Raw genomic sequence first — 22484 nt, forward strand, 5'->3', positions numbered from 1 at the left:
TATGAATTTCGCAGAACGCATCGCAGTGGCAAGTGTCGAGTTGATCGGGTTTCTGGAACGCTACAAGGCCCCGCATGGTTTGAGCGAAGGCGCACAGGAAAAAACCATCGAGGCCATCGCTAACGCCTTTGCCCGCCGGCTGCCTATCTCCAGCAAAGAGGGCTACGTCGAGAACATCGGCAAAGCGTTTGACCGGGTGGCCGACAACCACAGCAGTTATGCCTGGCCGCCGCAGGGCGCCTTTGTCGAGTGCATGACCTTCCCCGGCACCAAGGAAATGCGGGCGCAGGAGAGCTACAGCACCGACCGCCTGAAGAATACCGCGGACAAGATGAACAACGGCGATGCGGTGGCTGAACCGCTGCTGTGGGGCATCACTGCCCCGGCACTGACCGCTGAGCGGCTGGTGACGGCTGAGACGCTGGAGAAATACCGCACCGGCAGCGCGCGCCGCTGGTCGCACGTCTACGGCCAGGATGCGGCCCGCCTGATGGCGAACCGCTACGGCTCTCACGTCCTGCCCTATTTCGGCGCCTCTGCACAGGGGGCTGCGGAATGACCGAGACCCTTTCCGAAATGCTGGCCCGCCACCAGCAGGAAATCGCGGCTCTGGTTGGCCAAATGACCGAGGAAGCGCACAAGGACGGGATGCGGGCTTGGTACCAACAGCGCACGGTTGCGCCTTCGCAGAAAGAGCTAGGCGGGATTGTGGAGGCTGTTGCGGCTGAGGCCGGGACAACGGCGGCTCTGATCCTCAGCCACCAGCACTTGCGGGACAAGGTGCTGATCCATGCCCGCCGGAAGTGCTGGGCCTTGGCGCGCAAAGCCAAGTTCTCGCAGGAGGACATTGGCAAGTTCTTCAACCGCAACCACACCACAATCGCTCATGGCATCAAGCAATATGAGCAGCAAATCGGAAAGGCAGCGTAATGGCCGGCAGCCTGGATCGAATAATCGAATTCCTCCGCAAGGTCGATAGCTTCGCGAGCGACGACGCCTGCTGGAATTGGACTGGTGCCGGTAAGGGTAACGAATACGGGCACACCTCACACCAAGGGCGGAACATGGGCGCCCACCGAAAGGCTTTCCTCCTGTTCCATGGGGAGATTCCTGAAGGGTTTGATGTTTGCCACAAGTGCGACAATCGCGCCTGCGTAAACCCCAGGCATCTATTCCTTGGCACAAGGTCCGAGAACATGGCGGACGCAAAGGCCAAGGGGCGAACGGAGGGGGGAACAAGGAAGCATCTCAAGGAGCAGGTCGTCCAAGAAGTGCGCCGCAGGCTGCATCGCGGCCATTCACCGGCACAAGTTGCCGACGCATTCGACATCAACCGCGAGACTGTTCGCAAAATCAAAGAGGGGGCATCATATGTCCGGTAGCCTGAATAAAGTCATGCTGATTGGCAACGTTTGCGCTGATCCTGAGGTGAGGAATTTCTCCAACGGCGGGAAGGTCTGCAACCTCCGTGTCGCAACAAACGAGCGATGGAAGGACCGGAACACCGGAGAGCGCCGCGAAAAGGCTGAATTCCACAGCGTTTCGATCTTCAACGAGGGCCTGGTGCGTGTGTGCGAGCAGTACCTGCGCAAAGGCTCCAAGGTCTACATCGAGGGCCAGCTTCAGACCCGCAAGTGGCAGGACCAGAGCGGGCAGGACCGGTACAGCACCGAGGTCGTGCTTCAGGGCTTCGGCTCCACGCTGACCATGCTGGACGGCAACCCGAACGGCGGCGGCCAGCAGCAGGACCGGGGCGGCTATGACCAGTCCTCCGGCGGATACGATGGCGGCGGCTACGGCGGCGGTCACATCGATGACGACGAGATCCCGTTCTAGGAGGCAGGCATGGCACATCCCAGCGGCAAGACCGGCGAGCGCCTGGAGCGCATCCAGCGCCAGCAGGAGCTGAACGCCGAGTACATCCTGGAGAACGTGATGAAGCGCCAGCGGTACAGCCCGAACACCCGGGACGCCCTGGCGGCGGCACTGGTGAAGGTGGCGGCGGGCCAGCCGCTGCGCACCCGGCGGGCGAAACCCAAAGCGCGGCATGAGGCATAGAGGGCGGCATGACAGAAGCACCGAAAGAAACTGCTGCCGCATGCGCAGCGCGCCTGATGAACGAGATCGGCAACGGCAAGCAAGCCACATTTGCCAAGGGCGAAGTCAAGACGCTGTTGAACACAGTGGTTCAGGCTGGCGAAGGGCGGGGCAGGGCGGCCCAGCCGGCCATCAGCGATGAAGGTTGCCGCGCCCCTGCGTGCATTGACGAACTGCGCCGCGGCGACGTGTTCATTGCCAAGTTGACCGGCGGCAAGGTCCGCCCGTGGGTTGTCTTGCGCATCGCTGACGGCACTGTCACGGCGGCGGCCCTGTCCTCTGGTGACAGCGCCCCGAACATGACCCGCGCTGAATGCCGGTTCTGGCCTGGCGCATGGATCGGCTCGACCGTCTCGCAATTCCCGCTGGAGCTGGCGCAGCGCGAGGTGACGCGGCCCTACACCAACCTGCCGCACCTCCGGGAAGTTGAGCGGCAAATCTACCAGCGCATGGGGGCGGTACTGACAGGCCCGCGCAGCATTGCGGATATCCGCAGCAACTTCGCAGCATAGCAGGCAGGAGACAGGCAGGAATGACATGGTATCTGGGCATCACGACCACCCGGCACATTGCCCCCGAGCCGGGCGCCGAGAAAGAGCGCGGGGAATTCGCCGTGGAGCGCCAATTGCGCGCCCTCGGCCTTGAGGCGTTCGCGCCGCGCAAGATCGAATTCAAGCGCCAGGGCAAGAAGCGCCACGCAGAGCCGATTACCTCGCCCTATCTGCCTGGCTACATCTTCGCAGATATCCCGGCGGCGATGTTCGCCAAGGCCATCCAGTGCCGCGGGCTCGGCTCCTCGCTGATGGCCGTAAATCCGCAGGAGGTCCGCCGACATGTTCAGCCCTTCCTCAGCAAGGTTGAGCAGGAGAACGCAGAGGCGCAGCGGATCATCGAAAGCCGGGACCGGGCGGCCATGTGCCAATACCAGCCCGGCGAAGCGCTGGAGGTTCTGGCAGGGCCGTTCATGGAGCGCGCCGCCAAGTTCCTGCGCATGGTGCAGGCGGCCCATGACATGCACCCCATGATCGAGGCCGAGGCGGAGATGTTCGGGCGCGCGGTGAAGGTGCGGATTGACCCGCTGGACGTGAAGGGGGCGGCGTGATGGATAGCAGCGCATTCAACCACTGGAGCAGCGTGAGCGGAAGTCAGATTGCTTGGCTCTTGCTGGGCGTCCCGGCAGTCATTTCGTGGCTGGCTGCCGGAGCGGCATGGCTTCTTGCCCCGCACCTTGGCTTGGAGCCGGACTTTATCCGCGTGGCCATGTGGGGCGCGGCGGGCTGGTACGGCTTGCTCGTATGTTTGTTTGGCGGCTGGTGGGGGTTGCTTCTTTTGACCGCGCTGTGATGCGGCACAACCACTTGATACATCCGCAAGATGTGGTATATTGCTGGGAATATCGGCGCGCACCTGGCTATGGCCGGTCGCGCCAGCGGGCTTGGGTGAGCGAAGGCAACAGACCCTGGCCGCGTGCTACGCAATTCACGAATTCGCCCCGTACGTCCTCATTCACCGGCATTTCCCGCCACCGGACAGCACCGCTATGCGCCCTCGGGCGTCAACAGTAGGTGCGGGGCATCCCATGGCATGAAGACTCTGCTGAATAGCGGACGGCGGGAACCCAACACAGGAGCGGATATGGCAAAGCGCAAGCCGATGGCTGATGCAGTGTTTGACGTGCTGCCGTTCCGGGCGCAGGTTGCGCTGTTCCACGATTTGGACGAAATGGCCCGCTATCACGAGAAGGTGCTCGGCATCCACAACCACGGCTTTCACGGTCGTGCGGCGAACGGGATGGCCTCCATGCACAGCGACAGCGAGGGCGTCCACTGGTTCTCTCTGCACCTGCCTGAAGGCGTGGCGGCCGGGACTATCGTCCATGAGTGCAGCCACATTGTGGATTTCATCCTGGATCATCACGGCGTCCCACTGAACGCCGAAAACACCGAGATCCGTGCCTATATGCTGGAGCGCCTCTTCGAAGGCGTTGCCGGCCATTTCGAGCGCGTCAAAACAGGAGCCTGAACCATGGGCACAGCAAGCTTTTCAGTCGGCACCTACGGGCGCCGCATCGGCTCGGGTGGCCTTCTGGCGTCCAGCGTGAAGACCTCCGGCGCATTCACCACTAGCACCACCGCGGCAAACCTTGAGGACGCAGGCGGCGATATCACCCTGTCCGCTGGCGACGTTCTGCAGATCCACGCAGACGAGGCAATGCGTATCCGCTTCGGCGGTACGGCGGCAACGGCATCAACCGGCCATTACATCCCGGCAGGCGGGCAGCGTGAGTTCGAATGCACCGACGCAGGAACAGTAAGTATCATAGACGTGGCATAACCAGCCACGCCCGAAGACGAGAGAGGGCGGCATGGCGGCACCAAAAGGCAACCGGTTCTGGGAGGCGCGATCCTCTCACGGCGCAAACCCGAAATTCGAGCACGCAAGCGACCTCTGGGATGCGTGCCTGGAATATTTCGAGTGGGTAGAGGATAACCCGTTGAAAGAGGCCCGGGTCGCGCAGAAAAAGGGCGAGCCGACGGTTATCGAGTTATCCAAGATGCGCGCCATGACTATCGGCGGGTTGTGCGTGTTTCTGGATATTGCAGAGCGCACTTGGAAGGAGTGGCGTGACAATCGGGAAGATTTATCTCAGGTCATCACGCGTGTGGAGCAGATCATCCGGGCGCAGAAGTTCGAGGGTGCCGCTGCTGAGTTGCTGAACCCCAACATCATCGCTCGTGAAATTGGCCTTGCTGACAAGACCGAAAGCAAGGTTGAGGCCGGTGACGCGTTGGCAGAGCTTCTTGGTTTGGTTTCAGGCGAGAGCAGGCGCATTGGCTCTTGATGCCAAAGTGGTTGATCAGTTCTGCGACCCTCTTTGGCGGCTGAGCAATCTCTACTACATCACGGACAAGGACGGGCAGAGGGTCAAGTTCACACCGAACGAGGCGCAGCTTGCATACCTGCAGGAGGCCAGCACCGAGGATATCATCCTGAAGGCGCGTCAACTCGGGTTCACAACGCTGATGTGCATTGTCAGCCTGGATGAGGCGGTTTTCTTGAATGACCATAGGGCGGCGATCATCGCGCACACCCTGAACGACGCAAACGAGATCTTCGACAGTAAGATCAAGTACCCATATGACAACCTGCCGGACCTGATCAAAGAGAGGCGGCCTGCAAGGAATGATCGCGCCGGCCTCTTGAGGTTCGAGCATGGCTCAAGCGTCAGGGTGGCGACCTCGGCGCGCTCAGGGACTCTGCAGCGGCTGCACGTCTCTGAGTTCGGAAAGATTTGCGCGAAGTACCCGCAAAAGGCGCGGGAAATTGTGACCGGTGCTTTCCCGGCTGTCGGCAAGAACCCGAAAACGATTGAGAGCACGGCAGAGGGGCAGGAAGGGTTTTTCTTCGAATATGCCGACAAGGCAATGCGCGGCGAGGGGCCCTTCAAGTTCCACTTCTTCCCGTGGTGGAAGGACGCCAAGTATACCTATGACGCCGCGGCGGTGCGGTTCCTGGCGGAGCACAAGACCTACTTCGAAAAGCTGAGGTTTGAGCACGATATCGACCTGACCGATGGGCAGAAAGCCTGGTGGGTCAAGCAAGAGCAGCTTCTTGGCGGGGATATGAAGCGGGAGAACCCGTCAACGCCGCAGGAGGCCTTTGAGCAGGCGATTGAGGGTGCCTATTTCGCGGCACAGCTCGCGCACGCGGACAAGCGAGGTAATATCGGCCGCTTCCCATATGATCCGAAATACCCGGTCAACACCTTCTGGGACTTGGGCCGGAACGACCTGAACACGATTTGGCTGCACCAGCGCGTTGGCGATCGCAACAGGTTCATAGGCTACTATGAGAATAGCGGCGAGCATATCAGCCACTACGCGCGCTGGCTCAAGGAGTGGGCGCAGGAGCGTGACGCATATTTCGGAGATCACTATTGGCCGCACGATGGAAAGCGCGAAGATCTGTTCCTGGAAAATGGACGCCTGGGAGAGGCTGAGCGCCACGGGCTGAAGCCTAAGATTGTAGGCCGGACAGCGAACAAGATGGATGCCATCGACGCCGCGCGCCAGGTGTTCGCATCCTGCGATTTCGATGAAACAGACTGCGCCACGGGCATCAAGCGCCTGCGCCACTTCCGCAAGGAGTGGGACGACGAGCGGGAAGTCTGGAAAGACAGGCCCCGCCACGATGTGAACAGCCACGGCGCGGACGGGTTCATGACCTTCGCCTGCGGCTACCAGTCCCCCAATCTGTACGACGATTGGGAAGAAAACGACGAAGCGGACCACGACCGCAACGACATCACGGGGTACTGATGGCATATGACGCTGACATGACGCAGGACGAACAGGCCCAGGAGGAACCTCCGGTCTCTCCCGAAGAGTTTGTTGCCTTCGCCGTCCAGTCTCAGAACCTCGCGGCGGAAATGAGCGAGGATCAGTTGCGCGAGATCGCCCAGCAGGTGATGCGCGACTACGACCTCGATAAGGCCAGCATGTCCGAGTGGTTCCAGAAGATGGAGCGCGGGATCAAGCTGGCTTCCCTGGTGAAAGAGGATAAGAGCTACCCGTTCAGCGGCGCCGCTAACGTCAAATACCCGCTGGTCACCTCGGCGGCGCTGCAGTTCAACGCCCGCGCCTACCCGGCGATTGTGACACCAGATCAGGTGGTGAAAGCCAAGGTGTGGGGTAATGACCAAGGCGGGCTGAAAGCGTCCCGTGCGCTGCGGGTCTCTACCTTCATGAGCTACCAGTTGTCCGGCCCTATCGAGGAATGGGAGGAGGAGACCGATAACCTTCTGGTCCAGCTACCCATCGTCGGCACGATGGTACGCAAATGGTGGTATGACCCGGCGGCCGGCCGTGCCCGTTGCCGCTTGGTCGATCCCGGCAAGTTCATCGTCAACGACAAGGTGAAGAACCTGACGGACGCGCCGCGCTGCTCTGAGGAGCTTCCGCTGTACCCGGTGGAGATCGAGCAGCGCATCCGCTCCGGCAGCTTTGTCGAGTTTGAGTTCTCCGACGACCCGGAGGACGCGCAGGGCCAGCAGGAGTTTGTAGAGCAGCACACCAGGCTGGATCTGGACGAGGACGGCTATCCAGAGCCGTATGTGGTGACGATCCACGTTGAGACGAAGACCGTTGTGCGGTTGGTGGCGGACTTCCGCGAGACTGACGTGCAATTCATTACCGAGCAGCGCCAAGTGTCTGTCGAGGTGCCGATGCAAGACCCCATCACCGGGGAAACTGTCATTGCGACCACTACGCAAGTCGAGGAATACGCAGCCGGCATCCGCAGCATCAAGCGCGGCAGCTACTTCGTGGCCTTCAAGTTCCTGCCGTCGCTGGATGGCGGGTTCCACGGCACCGGCCTAGGCTTGCTGCTGGGCGACATTTCGGAGACCATCAACAGCATTATCAACATGCTGCTCGATGCGGGGCACTACTCGTCCCTCGGCGGCGGCTTCATCGGCTCGGAGTTCCGCATGAAGGGCGGGGCGCAGCGGCACCGGCCCGGCGAATGGAAGATGGTTCAAAGCTCCGGCCAGGAGGTGCGCAACGGTATCGTGCCGATGACCTTCCCCGGCCCCGACGCGACCCTGTTCCAGATGCTCGGCATGATGATCGACGCGGGCCGCGAGCTGGCAAGCGTTCAGGACGTGATGACCGGAGAGGCGCCGCGCCAGAACCAGACCGCCACCACGACCATCGCCCTGATCGAACAGGGTATGATGGTCTTCACCGCGGCCTACAAACGCATTTTCCGGGCGCTCAAGGGCGAATACGCGCTGCTTGCGGGGATCAACGCCGAAACCGTCTCCCCCGAGCAGTACAACGCCTTCCTGGACGAGGAGCAGCCCGCCGACCCGCAGCGGGACTTCGACCTGTCCGACATGAACCTGCAGCCGGTGGCCGATCCGCGCAGCGTGACCAAGATGCAGCAGGCGGCCAAGGCGCAGATGCTGTTCGAATGGGCGCAGGCGGGCATTGTGGATCAGGGCGAGGCGCTGTCCCGCATGTCCGAGGCGATGGATATCGAGGACGTGGAGGCGCTGATGCCGCAGCCCGACCCGATGCAGCAGCAAATGGGCATGATGCAGATGCAGGCGGCACAGGCCGACTTGGCCCTGAAAATGGCCGATGTGGAATTGAAGCTGGCGCAGGTTGAGGAAACCCGCAGCCAGGTCATCGAAAACCTGACGAAGGCCGACAACGACACCGCGCGCGTCCAGCTCGAAGCGAAAAAGAGCCGGATGGATGCGTTGTTCAAGATTTTGGAGGAAGACCGTGCGCGACTTGAAGCTGCTGTCCGAGGATTTGGAAGCCTGGAAGGGGCATCCGGTAACGGAGCTGCTGCGGGAGGCAATGCGCAAGGTATGCAGTCGGCGCCGTTCGGCAATGGTGGAGGCCTATCTGTCGGGCCAGCCGTGGCCGGAGGCGGACCGCAAGGCTTTGCTCTTGGTTGAGCAATGGGCGGAGGATTTCTTTGAAAGCTCCGCAGAAGACGTGAAAGAAGTCATGGAGAGAGCAGATGAAGAACCCGAGCGGGATCATTCCCGTTGAATACAACGTCGTGGTGAAGCCCAAGGCGGTTGAGGAAAAGACCACCGGGGGGCTGTACCTGCCCGACGACACCAAGGAGCGCGAGCAATACGGCCAGATGGAGGGCGACCTGATCGCCGTATCCCCGGCCGCATTCACCTACAACTACGAGGGCTGGCCGGACCATTCGGAGAAGCCGAAAGCGGGCGACCGCGTGGTTTTCTCGAAGTACCAGGCGACCGAGATCAAGGGCGCTGATGGCGAGAAATACTGGCTGATGAAGGACAAGGCGATTGCGGGGGTGATGGCATGACCGACGACCTGCAGAACGCCCCTGAGGCCGAAGACCTTGACGCTGGCGCCGATCTGGACACCGGCAGCGAGCAAGAGGCTCCGCCTCCTGAACCCGCCGCGCCGCAGTGGTCCGATGAGGACGCCGACGAGGCCCGGCTGTTCGGCTGGAAAAGCCCGGACGAATGGCAGGGCGACAAACCCGCCGGCTACATCGACAACCCGGAGGAGTTCCTGGACCGCGTGAAGCGATCCCGCATCTTCTCCACCATGAGCGACAAGCTGGAAACGCAGGAGCGTGAGGCGCGCGAAACCGCCCGTCGCATGGAGGCGATGAACACCGCCGCCCTGGAGCGCCAGAAAGCACGGTATGAGGCCGATATGGGCCGCATCACCCAGCAGCAGCGCCAGGCCGCCGCCGATGCGGACCCGGACCGCTTTGATGAGCTGGAGCGCGAGCGCCAAAGCCTGATGAAGCAGCAGCCGCAAGAGCCTCAGCCGTCGGCCCCGCAGCCCGATCCGTATCTGGCGCAGTACCAGGCCTCGGAGCAGGGCGCGTGGCTGAGCAACCCGGTTCTGTTCAACACCGGCAAGCAGCTGATCGACGCCCGCCCGGATATCATGGCGCAGCCGACGCAGAAGCAGATCGAATTCGCCGAGGCGGAGCTGCGCAAGATGTACCCGGCCTATTTTCCGAAGGCTGCCGACCCGGAGCCCCGGCCCAAGCCGCGCCAGGCGGTTGACCCCGGCGGCCTCGCTGGAGGTGCTGCCAATGCCCAGGGGGCATTCGTCAAGCTGCCTTCTGAGGCGAAATCGCAGTTCAAGCGCTTTGTTGATCAGGGCGTTTTCAAGGACACGAAAGAAGATCGAGAGGAATTCGCAAATGACTTCAATGCAGCGTGAGCCAGGCCGCCAAAAAGAAGACCGCAGCCCGAAGCGCGAAGCTGAGCGCCGCCGCCGCAAGTCGGCAGGGCAGACGCTCGGCAAGCTTGGAGTGAACCCGGATCTTCTGGATCACTCGAAATACGCCTACCGCTGGATCAACGACGAGCAGAACGGGCGTATTGTACTCAAGACCCAGCACGACGATTGGGATCTGGTCCCGGAGGACGGTCAGAAAGAAGACAACACCGACCTCGGCGGCAAGGTGTCCATCATCGTGGGCGCACACAAGGATGGTTCGCCCAAGCGGGCCTATCTCGCGCGCAAACTGAAGACGTTTTACGAAGACGACCGGGCCGAAGCGCAATCGGCTCTTGATAAGCAACTCGCCGAGCTGCGCCGCGGCAACGCCCGCAACGGCAGCTCACAAGCTGATTACGTCCCGCATGAAGGCATTTCGATGACCTGACGGGGCGTCCTTCAAGGAACCCATCAAAATGGCAAATGCAGATACTCCCTTTGGGCTGCGTCCCGTGGGGCATCCCCGCGGTCTGTCTGGTGCCCGGGTGCGTGCTTATCACGTCCCGGCAAGCTACGCGACGGCCCTCTTCCCTGGCGACCCGGTTGTGAAGACCGGCACCGCCAACACCGCCCAGGTCTCGGCGCCCGGCGCTGGCGAGTTCCCCATCGGAACTCTGGCCGAGGTGAACAAGGCTACCGCAGGCGACGGCAACGCCATCACCGGCGTGATTGTCGCTGTGGCTGCTGACCCGGACGCTCTGGGCCGCCGGTATATCCCGGCCTCGACCGGCGGCGTGGTCTTCGTCAATGACGACCCGGCAACCGAGTTCGAGATCCAAGCTGACGGCGCAATCGCCGCTGCTCAGGTCGGGCTGAATGCGGTGCTGATCTACACCAACACCGGCGATACCAACACCGGCCAGTCCGGCGCGGAACTGGACACCACGTCCGACGTTCCGGCGGCCGACGCCTCCAACCAGCTTACCATTCTCAGCGTGATCAACCGCGCCGACAATGAAGCCGGTTCGGCGTTCACCAAGTGCCTGGTCCGCATCAACAACCACACCGAGGCGCACGGCGCCATCGGCATCTAAGGAGGGCTAGACATGGCTGTTACCACCACTGGTTCGCATCCCAAGGCCCTTTGGCCGGGTGTGAAGAAATTCTTCGGTAAGACCTACGCTGAAAAGCCGATGGTCTGCGACATGGTCTTTGACGAGTACAGCTCGAACAAAGCCTACGAGGAATATGTCGAAGAAACCGGCTACGGCCTGGCGCCGGTTAAGGCGGAAGCGGACAGCGTTTCCTACGACACCGACGCGCAGGGCTACACCTCGCGGCTGACCAACGTCACCTACGGGCTGGGCGCGAAGATCTCCAAAGAGGCGATCTCCGACAACCAGTATGAGTTGGTGGCGATGCGCAAATCCGCCAAGCTGGCGCGCTCCATGCGCCAGACCAAGGAAAACGTGTTCGCCAACGTCCTGAACCGCGGCTTCAACTCGTCCTATACCGGCGGCGATGGCAAGGAGCTTCTGGCGACTGACCACCCGACGCTGAGCGGCTCCCAGTCCAACGAACTGGCCGTCGCCGCGGACCTGTCCGAGGCGTCCATCGAGGACATGCTGACGCAGATCCGCCAAGCCAAGGACAGCCGCGGCCTGCGCATCCAGCTCAAGGGGCAGAAACTGATCGTCCCGCCGGAGCTGGAGTTCGAGGCCACCCGGATCCTCTCCTCGGTGAACCAGTCCGGCACCGCGAACAACGATATCAACGCCATGAAGGAGCTGGGAATGCTGCCGGGTGGCGTTGTGGTCTGGGACTACCTGACCGATGCGGGTGCGTGGTTCATCAAGACCGACTGCCCGGAAGGTCTGATCCGCCAGCAGCGCTGGAAGCTGGAAATGACCCAGGACAACGACTTCGACACCACCAACGCCTGCATGAAGGCCACCGAGCGCTACGCCTCTGGCTGGGGTGACTGGCGCGGCGTGTTCGGGTCGCCCGGGGCATAACCTGAGCGGGGCGGCTTCGGCTGCCCCCTCTGCATGAAAGGAGCAGACAATGCCTGCAACCAACTTTCCGAACGGCATCCGCGGCCCGATCCTGAACGCCTCTGAGGTGCAGGAATTGGCAATCGTGGATCTGACCGATAACAGCGGCGGCACCGCAGCGGACACCATTGCTGCCATCGGTGCCACCTACGACCAGGCAGAAGTGCGGAACGCAATCGCGTCTCTGGCTGCCAAGGTCAACGAGCTGAACGCCGCGCTGCAAGCGGCGCAGATCACCGCAAGCTAAACAGCGGCGGGGCTAGATTGTCCCGCCGCACTACATGGGTGCGTGCGAATGAATTTCTCTCCCGGTGCCTGGAAGGTCGTTTGCGACCGTTGCGGCTTTGAGTTCAAGAACCATCAGCTCCGCAAGGAATGGACCGGGTTCCGCGTGTGCAGCGGCCCCGGCACCAACGGCTGTTGGGAGCCGCGCCACCCGCAGGACCGCGTCAAGGGCAAGAAAGACCGCCAGGCGGCGCCTTGGGTTCGGCCTGATAGCGAAGGCACTGACGTGTCGCCTGGGTCGGGCAATGAAGTTTCCCCGGAGGATCTCTGATGGCAGTGAATGGCACCAAGACTGTGCGGCAGCTTTGCACGACCGCGCTGCGCAAGGCCAGGGTCACAGGTATTGGCGAGTCCCCGGACGCGGGGGATATGGCGACCGCGGTTGATGAGCTGAACCTGATGCTCAAGGACTGGCAGAATGAACCGGCCAGCGTTTGGACGAAGACCTCGGGGAGCCTGGCCCTGACCACGGCGGCCTCTTACACCCTGTCGCCGGTTCGGCCTATCGCCATCGAAAGCGCGCGGTTCAAGCGCAACGGCATCGAAACCCCCATGGTCCGGATGACCCGGGAGGAATACGACGCGCTGCCCCAGAAAGCGGCGACCGGAACACCCACCCAGTTCTATTATGACAGGCAGCGGGAAGCGGCTCTGCTCTATGTGTGGCCGGTGCTGGCGACCGCATCCGGTGAAACCGTCGAGTTCACCTATCAGCGTGAGCTTGAGGATATCGCAAGCGAGAATGACACCCTGGATCTGCCCGGGGAAATGTGGGCAGCCGCGATGTATGGCCTAGCCTCAAGGCTGACGGAAACCTACGGCCTCGACAACCCAACCGTCGTGAGCCGGGCAGAGGTCCTGTACGACAAGGCGTTTGCGTTTGACCGGGAAGGCTCGGTCTTCTTCGCCGGGGAGTATGCTGAGTAATGCCGATCATCCCCTTTGCACGGCAGAGCAAGAGCGCCCCGGGCTACAGCGGCGAGCGGCTGAAGAACCTGTTTCTGCGCCAGTCTGACGGCTACGCCGCGGGCGTGCTGATCGGTCGTTCCGGGATGCTGGAGCAGTTCGCCCCCAATGCTTCCCCCGTGCGGGATGCCGTGGCGCTGAGCGGCGCGCTTTACACCGTTGCGGGCGGCAATGTGTTCAAGATCAAGAATGGGGCCGTGACTGTTGTTGGCTCGGTCCTGGACGACGTAAACACGCAGATGGCCGTCAGCTCCACGCAAATCGCTATCGTGGCAGGCGGGCGTTATTACGTGTGCGACGGCACCACCACCACGGGCCACACCACGGGCGCAATCACCGATCCGGTGGGCGTGGCCTATATGGACGGCTATTTCATCGTCATTGGCAGCTCCGGCGGCCGGGAAGACGCCATCACCATCACCGAGGACGGCACCACCTTTGACGCGCTGGAATTCGCCTTTGCGGAAAACGCGCCCGACAAGCTGGTGGGCATCATCGAGGACCACAACCAGCTCTGGATGTTCGGCAGCACCACGACTGAGGTTTGGTACAACAGCGGCGCGGCGGCGTTCCCGTTTGCCCGCAACCCCGGGGCCCTGAAAGAGCGCGGCGCCACCGCCGGCACCATGGCGAAAGAGGACAATTCGGTGTTCTGGGTTGGCGAGGACCTGCGGGCCTACCGCTCCGGCGGCGACACCCCGGGGGTGATCAGCACCCGCGAGGTTGAGGACGTGATCAAGGCCGGAACCATGGGCCGCGCCTTCATCGTGGATGATAGGGGGCACAAGTTCTTTGTGATCCGCTTCACCGACCGCCCGGCGCTGGCCTACGACCTGACAACCGGCCTGTGGTGCGAGCTCTCAACCGGCGTGGGCGAAATGGCGTTTGCAGCGACCTGTTCGGCGCGGGTCGGATCGACCTTCTACGTCGGCACGACCGGCGGCAAAATCGCCACGCTGGACGAAAACACCTATCAGGACCTGGGCGGCGTGCTGGAGGCGGAGGCGATTTCCCAGCCGGTGGCGCGGGCGGAGTATTTCACCGTCAACCGGGTGCATATGAACATCGAGGCGGGCGACGTGAACGCGCAGGGCAATGTCATGCTGCAAGTCAGCAAGGACGGGCGCACCTGGGGCGGCGAAAAGTGGCGCAAGCTGGGCGCGTTGGGCGAGTTCTTCCGCCGGATCACCTGGCACGGGCTGGGCGCGGCACGGCGGTTTCAGTTCCGCATCCGCATTACAGATCCGGTGCAGCGCGACATCTACGGGGTGGAGTATAGCTGATGGCTGATTTGCCGCACCTGAACCCGCAGCAATCCGCCGGCTTAAAACAGCTCTTTGTCCGCTGGCTGGAAATGCTGCTGAACCGGGCGAATAAGCATGAGGCGCAGAGGCTCAAAACGGGCGCTCTGGCCCCCACAATGGCCAGCAGTGAGCCAGAGGGCGGCGAGTGGCTGTTCCTGGGCCAGTGGGTCAAGAAAAACAAGTACCCGGCGCTCTATGCGGTTGTGGGAAACACCTACGGCAGCACCTCGACCACCTTTAAGCTGCCGACGCAGGCCAATTTGGGCCTGTCCGGATCCGGTGTGAATTGGCAGATCAAGACCTAGGCCGCTGCCTGGAGCTGGGCCGCCGGTTCCATGCGGCGGCGAGCACGGGGGCACCGTTTGTCGCGGAGGACTTCCGGGCCACGCTGGAAACGATTGCGGCGGGCGGCGGGCTGTTTTGCAGCAGGCAGGGCATGATCGGCGGGCTTATTGCCCCGTCATTTTTCAATCGCGGCCACCTGATTGCCTATGAGCTGTTTTGGTGGGCCGAGGATGGCCAGGGCCTCCGGTTGCTGCGCCGCTTCGAGCGGTGGGCAGAGGCCTCCGGCGCGGCAGAGATCCGCATGTCTACACTTGAGGCGCTTCCCGGCGCCGAGCGCGCGCTGCGCAGCTATCAGCGCGTGGAAACGGGCTACAGAAAGGCGATATAATGGCTATCGGCACAGTTGGCGCCCTTGTGGGCGGCTCCCTCATTGGTGGCGCCGTGAGCGCCAAGAGCGCATCCAAGGCGGCAGACGCGCAGACGCAGGCCGCAGACCAGGCCAACGCCACCCAGCGCTATATCTTCGACCGATCGGTTGACCTGACCGAACCACAGCGCGAGGCCGGTGGCAACGCCCTTGCCGCGCTGATGGGCATGGCGGGGATTGGCGACGGGCCGTCCTTCGGCTCCGGCGGGCACCAGATTTTCAAGCGCAAGACCAAGGGCGGGGATTTCGAGGTCTACAACGACGCGGGCCGGGTGCTGAAAACCTACGACAACCGGGCGGGCGCGCAGCAGCACCTTGACGACCGGCGCGTCAACTTCCTGAACGATCCGGGCTATCAGTTCCGCCTCGATGAGGGGCAGAAGGCAATCAGCCGCCGGGCCGCCGCGAACGGCATGAGCCTGTCCGGCGCCACACTGAAGGCGGGCGCGGATTATGCCAGCGGCCTTGCGTCTCAGGAGTTCGGCAACGCCTTCAACCGCCTCGCAGGCATTGCGGGCATCGGCCAGACAGCAACTCAGCAGCAGATCGGCGCCGGGCAGAACTATGCTGGTGCAGTGGGCCAGAACGCCCTTGCGGCGGGCAATGCGCGGGCCAGCGGCTACATCAACCAGGGCAACGCGCTCAACAGCACAATCGGCGATATTTCCGGGCTGATGACGCTGAACCAGATGGGGGTATTTGGCTGATGGGTCCGAACGTTCTTGGCAATGTGGCGCGCGCTGTCGGCACCGGCAACGCGCTGGCGCAGTTCAACCGCAACAAGCGGCTGGACGATGTATATAAGCAGCACGGGCAGGGCATCGCGCAGGGCAATCAGAACGCCCTGGCGGCGCTGGCCGGGGTGGACCCGATGGCCGCACTGAACGTGCAGGACACCCGGCAGACGATGGATCTGCGGCAGCAGGGGGCAGACCGGCAGGCGCAGGTGTTTGACTTGGAAATGAAGAAATACGCGGCCAGCCTGGACGCGGCGGAGGCAGCCAAGCAGGCAGAGGCTATCAGACAGGGCGTGTTCGCGGCGTCGTCGGCGCAAACCCCGGAGCGGTGGGACGCGATTGCAACGCAGTTCGGAGCGCCTGATCTGGTGGGCCAGTTCGAGAACCGGCAGGCGTGGCTGAACAGCTATGCCTCCGCGGCGGATATTCTGGAGCAGATGGCCGGGCCGAAGCCGCCGGATGAATACGGGCGCTACGTGCAGGAAGAACAGGCCGCCGGGCGTGAGCCTCTGAGCCGGATTGATTACGCCCAGGCAAAAAAAGGCAGTGAAATCATCTATGGCCCTGATGGCCAACCGATTGTGCAGCGCGGCCCTGCGGGCATGAAGCCTTTCACCGAGGGGCAGTCCAAGGACAACGTTTACTCCACCCGTGCGCGTGGCGCTCTGCAGGTTCTGGAGCCTGTGGCGGGCAACCTTGCCAACCGCGGGGAGCGCATCGCGGAGTCGGTTCCGCTCGGGATCGGCCGGGAATTCCAGAGCGAGGACTTCCAGGTTGCCCAGCAGGCCGGCACTGAGTTCCTACAGGCCATTCTCCGCAAGGACACCGGCGCCGCGATCACCCAGCAGGAAGAAGACAGCTACGGGCGGGTCTACCTCCCCCAGCCGGGCGATGGACCAGCGGTGATTGAGGCAAAACGGCAGGCGCGAGTGCGCGCCGTGAACGCCATCGAGGCGGGCATGTCTCCGCAGCAAATGCTTGTTCGCGACCGCGCACTGATCAACACAGCCCGCGAGAGCGGGCAACAGGTCAAAGAGCGCGAGACAGGAGGCCCGGACGTGCCGGAGCAGCCCCCGGCATTCCTCGACCAAGGGGACATGGACCTTTGGCAATACATGACGCCCTTGGAGCGTCAGGCGATCTTGGGCGATTATGAGGGCCAGCAATGAGCGATGCAAAGAAGGCAAGGGCCGCCGCCGCGCGCCGTGCCGCCCAGGCTCGAATGCAACAGAGCGCCCAGCGGAACCCGGATGGCACCTACGGCCAGCCGCCGGAGGGCGCGTTCACGAATGAGGCAGGGCAGGTGGTGGACCCGGCATTGCAGGCCGCGCAGGATGAACGCGTGATTGCGGCGTATCCGGTTGCTGGCCGCGTGCAGGAGGCGGTTCAAGGCATCCCCTTCATTGGAGAATGGGCCGACGAAACAGTCGAGGCCTTGGGGCAGCCGGAGACGGCGGAAAACATGCGCCGGGTATCAGATGCCTTTGAGCGTCAGAGGCCGGGGCAGTCTGTTGCCCTGAACATCGGCGGGGGCATCGCTGCTGCGGCCCCGGTGGCTATTGCCGGAGCAGGTGCCAAGGCTGGCGATTTCATCATGAAAGGCGGGAACGCCCTGATGCGAGCGCTGCGCACCGGGGCTGTAGCGGCCCCGGCGGGCGCAGCGGAAGGCGCGGCTTCCTTCGCAGGCCGGGCAGAGGATGGCGGCAGGCTGGCGGAGGCTGGCAAGGGCGCGCTGATTGGCGGCGGCATGGCGGCGGCGCTTGGCCCCTTCGCAAGCCTCATCGGTGAGGGGGCAACCGCTATGGCTCGCCGCTTCAAGCGCCTGGACGTCCGCACCATCGCGGATGAGTTCGGGCTCAAGCCGGAGGCGGCGCGCGTGGTCAAGCAGGCATTGGCTAACGACGACCTCGACGCGGCGGCGGCGCGGCTGTCGCAGCTCGGGGATGATGCCATGCTGGCGGACGCTGGTCCGGGTACGGCGGCGCTTCTGGACGCAAGCGCCAATACCGGCGGCGCGGCGCTGCGCGTTGCGCGCGATGCGGCGGAAACCCGTGCAGCACAGGTGGGGCAGCGTCTCGGGCAAACCCTCGACGGGCTTCTTGGCAAGCCTGGCGGGGTAAAGACCGCGGCGCGCAACATCGCCTCTGAAACCTCCCCGGCGCGCACGGCGGCCTATGACCTCGCCTATTCCAAGCCGATTGACTACGCTGCGGCATCTGGCCGAAAGGTCGAGGATGTGCTTTCCCGCGTCCCGGCGCGCACCATGCAGTCTGCAGTGCAAGAGGCGAACGACGCCATGACCGCGGCGGGCCTTCGCAATCAGCAGATCATGGCTGAAATCGCGGACGATGGCAGCGTGGCGTTCCGTGAAATGCCGAACGTGCAGCAGCTCGATTTTCTCAAGCGCGCTCTGGACGACGTGGCGCGGGGCAATACCGACCAGTTCGGACGCTTCACCGAGGCGGGGAACCGCGCACGGCGCCTGTCTGCCCAGCTGCGCGATGCGGTGCGCGAGGCGGTGCCGGAGTATGGTCGGGCGCTGCGCATCGGCGGCGACAAAATCCAGCGCGACGAAGCACTGGCGCTGGGGAAAAACATGCTGTCCCGCCGCACCACGCTGGAAGACGTTCAGCAGTTCATGCGCCAAGGTGTTTCGGCTGAGGCCAAGCAGGCGCTGCGCCAGGGGCTGCGGGAAGGCATCGAGGAGGCGCTGTCCAACGTGCGCCGCACGATCACCGACCCGAACACTGACGCGCGGGAGGCCATGCAGCTGGTCAAGGAAATGTCCAGCCGGGCGAACGTGGGCAAGCTGCAGCAGATCCTTGGCACGCAGCGGGCAAACCGGCTGCTGCAGGAGCTGGACCGTACCGCCGCGGCGCTGGAGCTGCGGGCGGCCATTGCCACCAACTCAAAGACCGCGATCCGCCAATCCATTCAGGGGCAAGTGTCCGATGAGGCGGCCCCCGGCATGGTGCGGCGCACCGCTGGCAACATGGGCAACCCGCTGGAGGCCGCGCAGGACATCACCCGCACCATCACCGGGATTGACCCGCGCAGCATGTCGGCACGCGAAAAGGCCATTTTCGATGAAATCGCTGACCGCCTGGTGAATATTCGCAGCGAGGAGGCGCAGCGTGCGCTTGCTGCCGTGCGCCAGGCGATGGCGGGCCAGCCGCTCAAGGACGCGCAAGCGGCTCTTATCGGGCGCGTGGTGGGAGGATCTCTTGGCCTTGGCTCTTATCAAACAGGGCAGCAACTCCTAGAGACGCAATAGAGATCGAGGCGCAGGCGCCCAAGAATACGACCATGCCTGCGGCTTCATAGATCAACTTCAACCCCCACCCCATGAAGAACACGGACAGCGGGGCGTTGATGAGGACTGCGGCAATCGCCGCGTGAATGAGGAATTTGCGCATCCTTTCAAGATGTGCGCAGGGGCCTCCAATTTCAAGCACAATCAGGAGGCCCCATGCTTCCCAAACTGCAATCCGCGAACGTCGCGGGCAATGCGCTTGCGCAGATGGCGCAGGCGCGCCGGATGCAGAACGCCCTGGCGGACCTGCCACAGACGCCTCAGCAGAACGCCTTGGCGGCCTATGGCGGCCCGACGAGGGGCGGCGGGGACACTCTGGCGCTCCTGCGGGAGTTCGAGGGGTTCAGCGAAACGCCCTATTGGGACGTGAACGCTTACCGGCTGGGCTATGGGTCGGACACGATCACGACCGAAGACGGCCGGGTTATCCCGGTGCGGCAGGGTATGGCAGTGGACCGGGCTGGGGCGGAACGGGATCTGGCGCGCCGCGTCGGCTCTGAGTTTGAGCCCTCCGTGATCCGCGCTGTTGGCGAGGAGCGGTACAATGCCCTCGATCCAAGGCAGCAGGCCGCGCTTGTCTCGCTGGCCTATAACTACGGCGCTGGCGCTTGGGGCGATGATCTCGCTGGCGTGGCGCATGCCGTCCGCGGAGGCGGTGACGCCCGGTCGGCGATTTCCTCTCTTGCTTCCCACAATGACGGCGTGAACCGCGACCGCCGGCTGCGCGAAGCGTCCTTTTTCTGATCCCACGAGGCACCAATGGCAAGATTTGCTTTCGAGGCGTTTCCCCGCGCCCTCAACAACAACGGCGACCCGATCAGCGGCGCCAAGCTTTATGTGTTCGAGGCCGGGGCCACGACCGCGGCGACGGTCTATTCCGACAGCGGCTTTACCACCGCGCACGCGCACCCGATCATCGCTGATTCCGGCGGCTACTTCCCGGCCATCTATGCCAAGGACGGCAGCTATAAGGTCCGTGTCACCGATGCTGTTGATGTGGTCATGTATGAGGCTGACAATGTCACGCAGGAGACGGTTTCCAGCCTTGAAAGCAAGATCCTGAAGCCCGCTTCCATGCGCTGGATCTTCCTGTCGGACGGCCAGCCGGTGCATCAGTTCTCCAGCGACAACACGCACGGCCACGACCAGGTGGCGGCTTGGCGCGGGGTGATGGATGATATTTCCACCAACTTCAGCGATGCCCGGGCGGTGTTTCATTGCGGCGACGTGGTGGACGAGGGGCGGCAGAAGGACACCGGCAAAGACCCTGAGTACACCCTGCCGGACTATATCAGCGATGTCTATTCCCGCCTGCCGGTGCCGCGGTCCCGCGTGTTCGAGGTTTCCGGCAACCACGACAACAACTATGGCCAGTGGGACGAGCAGGAGCATGCCCGCACCTTCCACGAGGCCCGCCGGTATCTGGCGCCCGGGTTCTACCATGTGGACTGGGGCAGCGTCCGCACCATCCACATGAGCGATTACCTGCCGCAGACCGCCGGCGTTATCCCGGAGCATGTCCGCGAGTGGTTCAAGCGGGTTGTCTTCGAGGCCAACGCCCATGGCAAATTCATCGTGGTTTGCACCCACCAGCCGCTGCAGGGCACGGGCCTGGTCGGCGCCAGCGGCAACGGCAACCATGCCGAAAGCGATTGGTTCCTGAACCTGATCCGGGAGCCGGGGTACTCGGTCGATGTCTGGTTCTCGGGCCATGCCGGGGAAGCCGACGACGACGTGGACGGCCCGAATGATATTCTCTTCGCAGGTTGCCGGTTCCTCAACATCAACATGCGGATTCCGGGTGCCTATAACGCCGCCTCCGGCGTGCCGACCAGCGATCTGCACTATGTGGTGATGGAGTTCACAGACGGCAGCGCGGATGTGTCGATCAAGCGCTGGAACCAGACCGACCAGCAGTTTGTGGTTGCCGACACCCTGACCCTGACGCACGGCCACAAGATCCAGCTTGCGCACCAGCCCGATTTCAACGGTCGCCTGCAGCAGGACAGCCGGCACGGTGTGCGCGAGGGGCTTTTGCCAGGGCAAAGCGAATGGCTGGTGAACGAGCACCCGCGCGAGGTGGACACCGCAAACGACGTGACGCTTGGCACGGACCCGCTTGCGACCACGGACGGCAGCGCGGTTGTCACCGTGACGGACACCGGCCACGGGCTGGCGACCGATGGCAGCGACGACGGGCGCGAGGTCAATATCCGCGGAGCTGACGCAACCAACGGCATCCCGGCGCAGAACCTGAACCGCACCCACCGGGTTACAGTGGTGGACGCGAACAGCTACACCTTCACGGCGGCCCAGGACGCAACAGCGACCGGCAGCGGCGGCGGCTCCAGCGTCAAGCGCAACCGGACGTGGAAGCTTCTGGACAGCGAGCCGTTTTATGTCCAGCGCCTGGCCTCCTATGCTCCGCGCGGCGCGAACGTTGTCGGCATGGGCGCGGGCGTCGCGGTCTATATCCCCTACGCCACGGCCAACAGCGGCGCCGGGGAGGGCACCGAGGACGAGCTGGCCGCCGATCTGGTGGAACAGCGCGGTTTCGGCGCGGCGTGGTGGGCCAAGCTCCTGAACCTGTCCAGCCGGGCCTGCTCGCTGATCCTGTCGGCCACCACCGGCCCCATGAAGTCGGACCGGGTGGACGTGGTGGAACTGCACCCGACCGATGGCCCGAAGGCGCTTGTTGGCACCTTCCAGTACCAGATCCCGTGTTTCTCCGTCACCGATGAGAACGACATAGATCTGGCGACGGCTGCGTCCACGCTCTACCCCACGGGGCTGTCCGCTGCGGAGTTTGACATCGGCAGCAATCTGAACCTGTCAACCGGGGTGGCATCGGGCGCAGCGGGCGAGGTCTGGGAGTATTACGCCCTGGTGCAGTTCAAGAGCAATTCCGGCGCCAATACGATGCGCGTTGACTTCGAGCTGGATGGGTCCACGATTTTCGCCAAGGCGAGCAAGGATCTGGATGCATCGCAGGCGGCGGACTTCATTGCCATTACCGGGCAGGTGAAATTCGCCTCAGCCGGATCGGTGAAACTCAAAATCACCGGCCATGGCGGCGGCTCAACCCAGGATATCAACTGGATCACCTGGACCGGCAAGCGCATTTCGGCGGGGAATTGATCGTGAAACGCTTTCTGAATAGCCGCCGGAACCACGCTGATATGTACCACGTCGGCGCTCCGCTTCTCCTCGCAATGTCTGTGGCGCCTCAAGGGTTCGGGTTCGCACTTCTGTTCCTGCTGGCCTGGGGATTGGTGAG

General features: G+C 63.3%; 29 protein-coding genes. All 29 read left to right on the forward strand.

The window, feature by feature from the left end:
- The first annotated feature begins 1 nt into the window (after position 1).
- The 29 genes from ACXAEH_RS01895 to ACXAEH_RS02035 all read left to right on the forward strand — a co-directional run bounded on the left by ACXAEH_RS01895 (position 2) and on the right by ACXAEH_RS02035 (position 22345).
- Entirely contained in the window at positions 2–559 is a 558-nt protein-coding gene (locus tag ACXAEH_RS01895) for a hypothetical protein (protein WP_475030803.1), read from the forward strand.
- Positions 556–930 carry a helix-turn-helix domain-containing protein gene (locus ACXAEH_RS01900; protein WP_475030804.1) on the forward strand — a complete coding sequence of 125 codons (375 nt, stop codon included), beginning with the start codon at positions 556–558 and terminating at the stop codon, positions 928–930. Before ACXAEH_RS01895 ends, ACXAEH_RS01900 begins: the two co-directional genes overlap by 4 nt.
- Positions 930–1382 carry an HNH endonuclease gene (locus tag ACXAEH_RS01905; protein ID WP_475030805.1) on the forward strand — a complete coding sequence of 151 codons (453 nt, stop codon included), beginning with the start codon at positions 930–932 and terminating at the stop codon, positions 1380–1382. The genes ACXAEH_RS01900 and ACXAEH_RS01905 overlap by 1 nt, the downstream gene beginning before the upstream one ends.
- Positions 1372–1836 carry a single-stranded DNA-binding protein gene (gene ssb, locus ACXAEH_RS01910; protein WP_475030806.1) on the forward strand — a complete coding sequence of 155 codons (465 nt, stop codon included), beginning with the start codon at positions 1372–1374 and terminating at the stop codon, positions 1834–1836. The genes ACXAEH_RS01905 and ssb overlap by 11 nt, the downstream gene beginning before the upstream one ends.
- A gap of 9 nt (positions 1837–1845) precedes the next feature.
- Positions 1846–2058, forward strand: a complete 213-nt coding sequence (locus tag ACXAEH_RS01915) for a hypothetical protein (RefSeq protein ID WP_475030807.1) — start codon at positions 1846–1848, stop codon at positions 2056–2058.
- An 8-nt stretch (positions 2059–2066) separates the two neighbouring features.
- Entirely contained in the window at positions 2067–2609 is a 543-nt protein-coding gene (locus tag ACXAEH_RS01920; protein ID WP_475030808.1) for a hypothetical protein, read from the forward strand.
- A gap of 20 nt (positions 2610–2629) precedes the next feature.
- Entirely contained in the window at positions 2630–3199 is a 570-nt protein-coding gene (nusG, locus tag ACXAEH_RS01925; protein WP_475030809.1) for a transcription termination/antitermination protein NusG, read from the forward strand.
- Positions 3199–3441, forward strand: a complete 243-nt coding sequence (locus ACXAEH_RS01930) for a hypothetical protein (protein WP_475030810.1) — start codon at positions 3199–3201, stop codon at positions 3439–3441. Before nusG ends, ACXAEH_RS01930 begins: the two co-directional genes overlap by 1 nt.
- 291 nt (positions 3442–3732) lie before the next feature.
- Positions 3733–4119 (forward strand): hypothetical protein, encoded by a 387-nt coding sequence (locus ACXAEH_RS01935; RefSeq protein ID WP_475030811.1) that lies wholly within the window; start codon positions 3733–3735, stop codon positions 4117–4119.
- Between the two features lie 3 nt (positions 4120–4122).
- Positions 4123–4431, forward strand: coding sequence for a hypothetical protein (locus ACXAEH_RS01940; protein WP_475030812.1), 309 nt, complete (start codon positions 4123–4125; stop codon positions 4429–4431).
- A gap of 31 nt (positions 4432–4462) precedes the next feature.
- The gene (locus ACXAEH_RS01945; RefSeq protein ID WP_475030813.1) at positions 4463–4939 is read left to right on the forward strand and encodes a terminase small subunit; all 477 of its coding nucleotides are present in this window, start codon (positions 4463–4465) and stop codon (positions 4937–4939) included.
- Positions 4929–6416 (forward strand): terminase large subunit, encoded by a 1488-nt coding sequence (locus tag ACXAEH_RS01950; RefSeq protein WP_475030814.1) that lies wholly within the window; start codon positions 4929–4931, stop codon positions 6414–6416. The genes ACXAEH_RS01945 and ACXAEH_RS01950 overlap by 11 nt, the downstream gene beginning before the upstream one ends.
- Entirely contained in the window at positions 6416–8566 is a 2151-nt protein-coding gene (locus ACXAEH_RS01955) for a hypothetical protein (RefSeq protein ID WP_475030815.1), read from the forward strand. Before ACXAEH_RS01950 ends, ACXAEH_RS01955 begins: the two co-directional genes overlap by 1 nt.
- A 65-nt stretch (positions 8567–8631) precedes the next feature.
- Positions 8632–8955 (forward strand): co-chaperone GroES, encoded by a 324-nt coding sequence (locus ACXAEH_RS01960; protein ID WP_475030816.1) that lies wholly within the window; start codon positions 8632–8634, stop codon positions 8953–8955.
- Positions 8952–9836, forward strand: coding sequence for a hypothetical protein (locus ACXAEH_RS01965; protein WP_475030817.1), 885 nt, complete (start codon positions 8952–8954; stop codon positions 9834–9836). The genes ACXAEH_RS01960 and ACXAEH_RS01965 overlap by 4 nt, the downstream gene beginning before the upstream one ends.
- Positions 9817–10284, forward strand: a complete 468-nt coding sequence (locus tag ACXAEH_RS01970; protein WP_475030818.1) for a hypothetical protein — start codon at positions 9817–9819, stop codon at positions 10282–10284. Before ACXAEH_RS01965 ends, ACXAEH_RS01970 begins: the two co-directional genes overlap by 20 nt.
- Positions 10285–10348: 64 nt before the next feature.
- Entirely contained in the window at positions 10349–10930 is a 582-nt protein-coding gene (locus ACXAEH_RS01975) for a hypothetical protein (RefSeq protein WP_475030819.1), read from the forward strand.
- Positions 10931–10942: 12 nt separating this feature from the next.
- Entirely contained in the window at positions 10943–11851 is a 909-nt protein-coding gene (locus ACXAEH_RS01980) for a phage major capsid protein (RefSeq protein WP_475030820.1), read from the forward strand.
- A gap of 49 nt (positions 11852–11900) precedes the next feature.
- A complete protein-coding gene (locus ACXAEH_RS01985) occupies positions 11901–12137 on the forward strand; it encodes a hypothetical protein (RefSeq protein ID WP_475030821.1) in 237 nt (78 codons plus the stop codon).
- A gap of 48 nt (positions 12138–12185) precedes the next feature.
- Positions 12186–12446, forward strand: coding sequence for a hypothetical protein (locus tag ACXAEH_RS01990; RefSeq protein ID WP_475030822.1), 261 nt, complete (start codon positions 12186–12188; stop codon positions 12444–12446).
- Positions 12446–13102, forward strand: a complete 657-nt coding sequence (locus ACXAEH_RS01995; RefSeq protein WP_475030823.1) for a phage adaptor protein — start codon at positions 12446–12448, stop codon at positions 13100–13102. Before ACXAEH_RS01990 ends, ACXAEH_RS01995 begins: the two co-directional genes overlap by 1 nt.
- A complete protein-coding gene (locus tag ACXAEH_RS02000) occupies positions 13102–14424 on the forward strand; it encodes a hypothetical protein (RefSeq protein ID WP_475030824.1) in 1323 nt (440 codons plus the stop codon). Before ACXAEH_RS01995 ends, ACXAEH_RS02000 begins: the two co-directional genes overlap by 1 nt.
- Positions 14424–14750 (forward strand): phage tail protein, encoded by a 327-nt coding sequence (locus ACXAEH_RS02005; protein WP_475030825.1) that lies wholly within the window; start codon positions 14424–14426, stop codon positions 14748–14750. The genes ACXAEH_RS02000 and ACXAEH_RS02005 overlap by 1 nt, the downstream gene beginning before the upstream one ends.
- Before the next feature lie 131 nt (positions 14751–14881).
- Entirely contained in the window at positions 14882–15118 is a 237-nt protein-coding gene (locus tag ACXAEH_RS02010) for a hypothetical protein (protein WP_475030826.1), read from the forward strand.
- Complete coding sequence (locus ACXAEH_RS02015; RefSeq protein WP_475030827.1) at positions 15118–15864, forward strand: hypothetical protein; 747 nt, start codon at positions 15118–15120, stop codon at positions 15862–15864. The genes ACXAEH_RS02010 and ACXAEH_RS02015 overlap by 1 nt, the downstream gene beginning before the upstream one ends.
- Entirely contained in the window at positions 15864–17063 is a 1200-nt protein-coding gene (locus ACXAEH_RS02020; RefSeq protein WP_475030828.1) for a hypothetical protein, read from the forward strand. The genes ACXAEH_RS02015 and ACXAEH_RS02020 overlap by 1 nt, the downstream gene beginning before the upstream one ends.
- Entirely contained in the window at positions 17060–19168 is a 2109-nt protein-coding gene (locus tag ACXAEH_RS02025) for a hypothetical protein (RefSeq protein ID WP_475030829.1), read from the forward strand. Before ACXAEH_RS02020 ends, ACXAEH_RS02025 begins: the two co-directional genes overlap by 4 nt.
- Positions 19169–19363: 195 nt before the next feature.
- Positions 19364–19951 carry a lysozyme gene (locus ACXAEH_RS02030; RefSeq protein ID WP_475030830.1) on the forward strand — a complete coding sequence of 196 codons (588 nt, stop codon included), beginning with the start codon at positions 19364–19366 and terminating at the stop codon, positions 19949–19951.
- A 15-nt stretch (positions 19952–19966) separates the two neighbouring features.
- Complete coding sequence (locus ACXAEH_RS02035) at positions 19967–22345, forward strand: metallophosphoesterase family protein (RefSeq protein WP_475030831.1); 2379 nt, start codon at positions 19967–19969, stop codon at positions 22343–22345.
- Positions 22346–22484: the final 139 nt, after the last annotated feature.

Source organism: Leisingera sp. ABM4_060, from assembly GCF_056158765.1.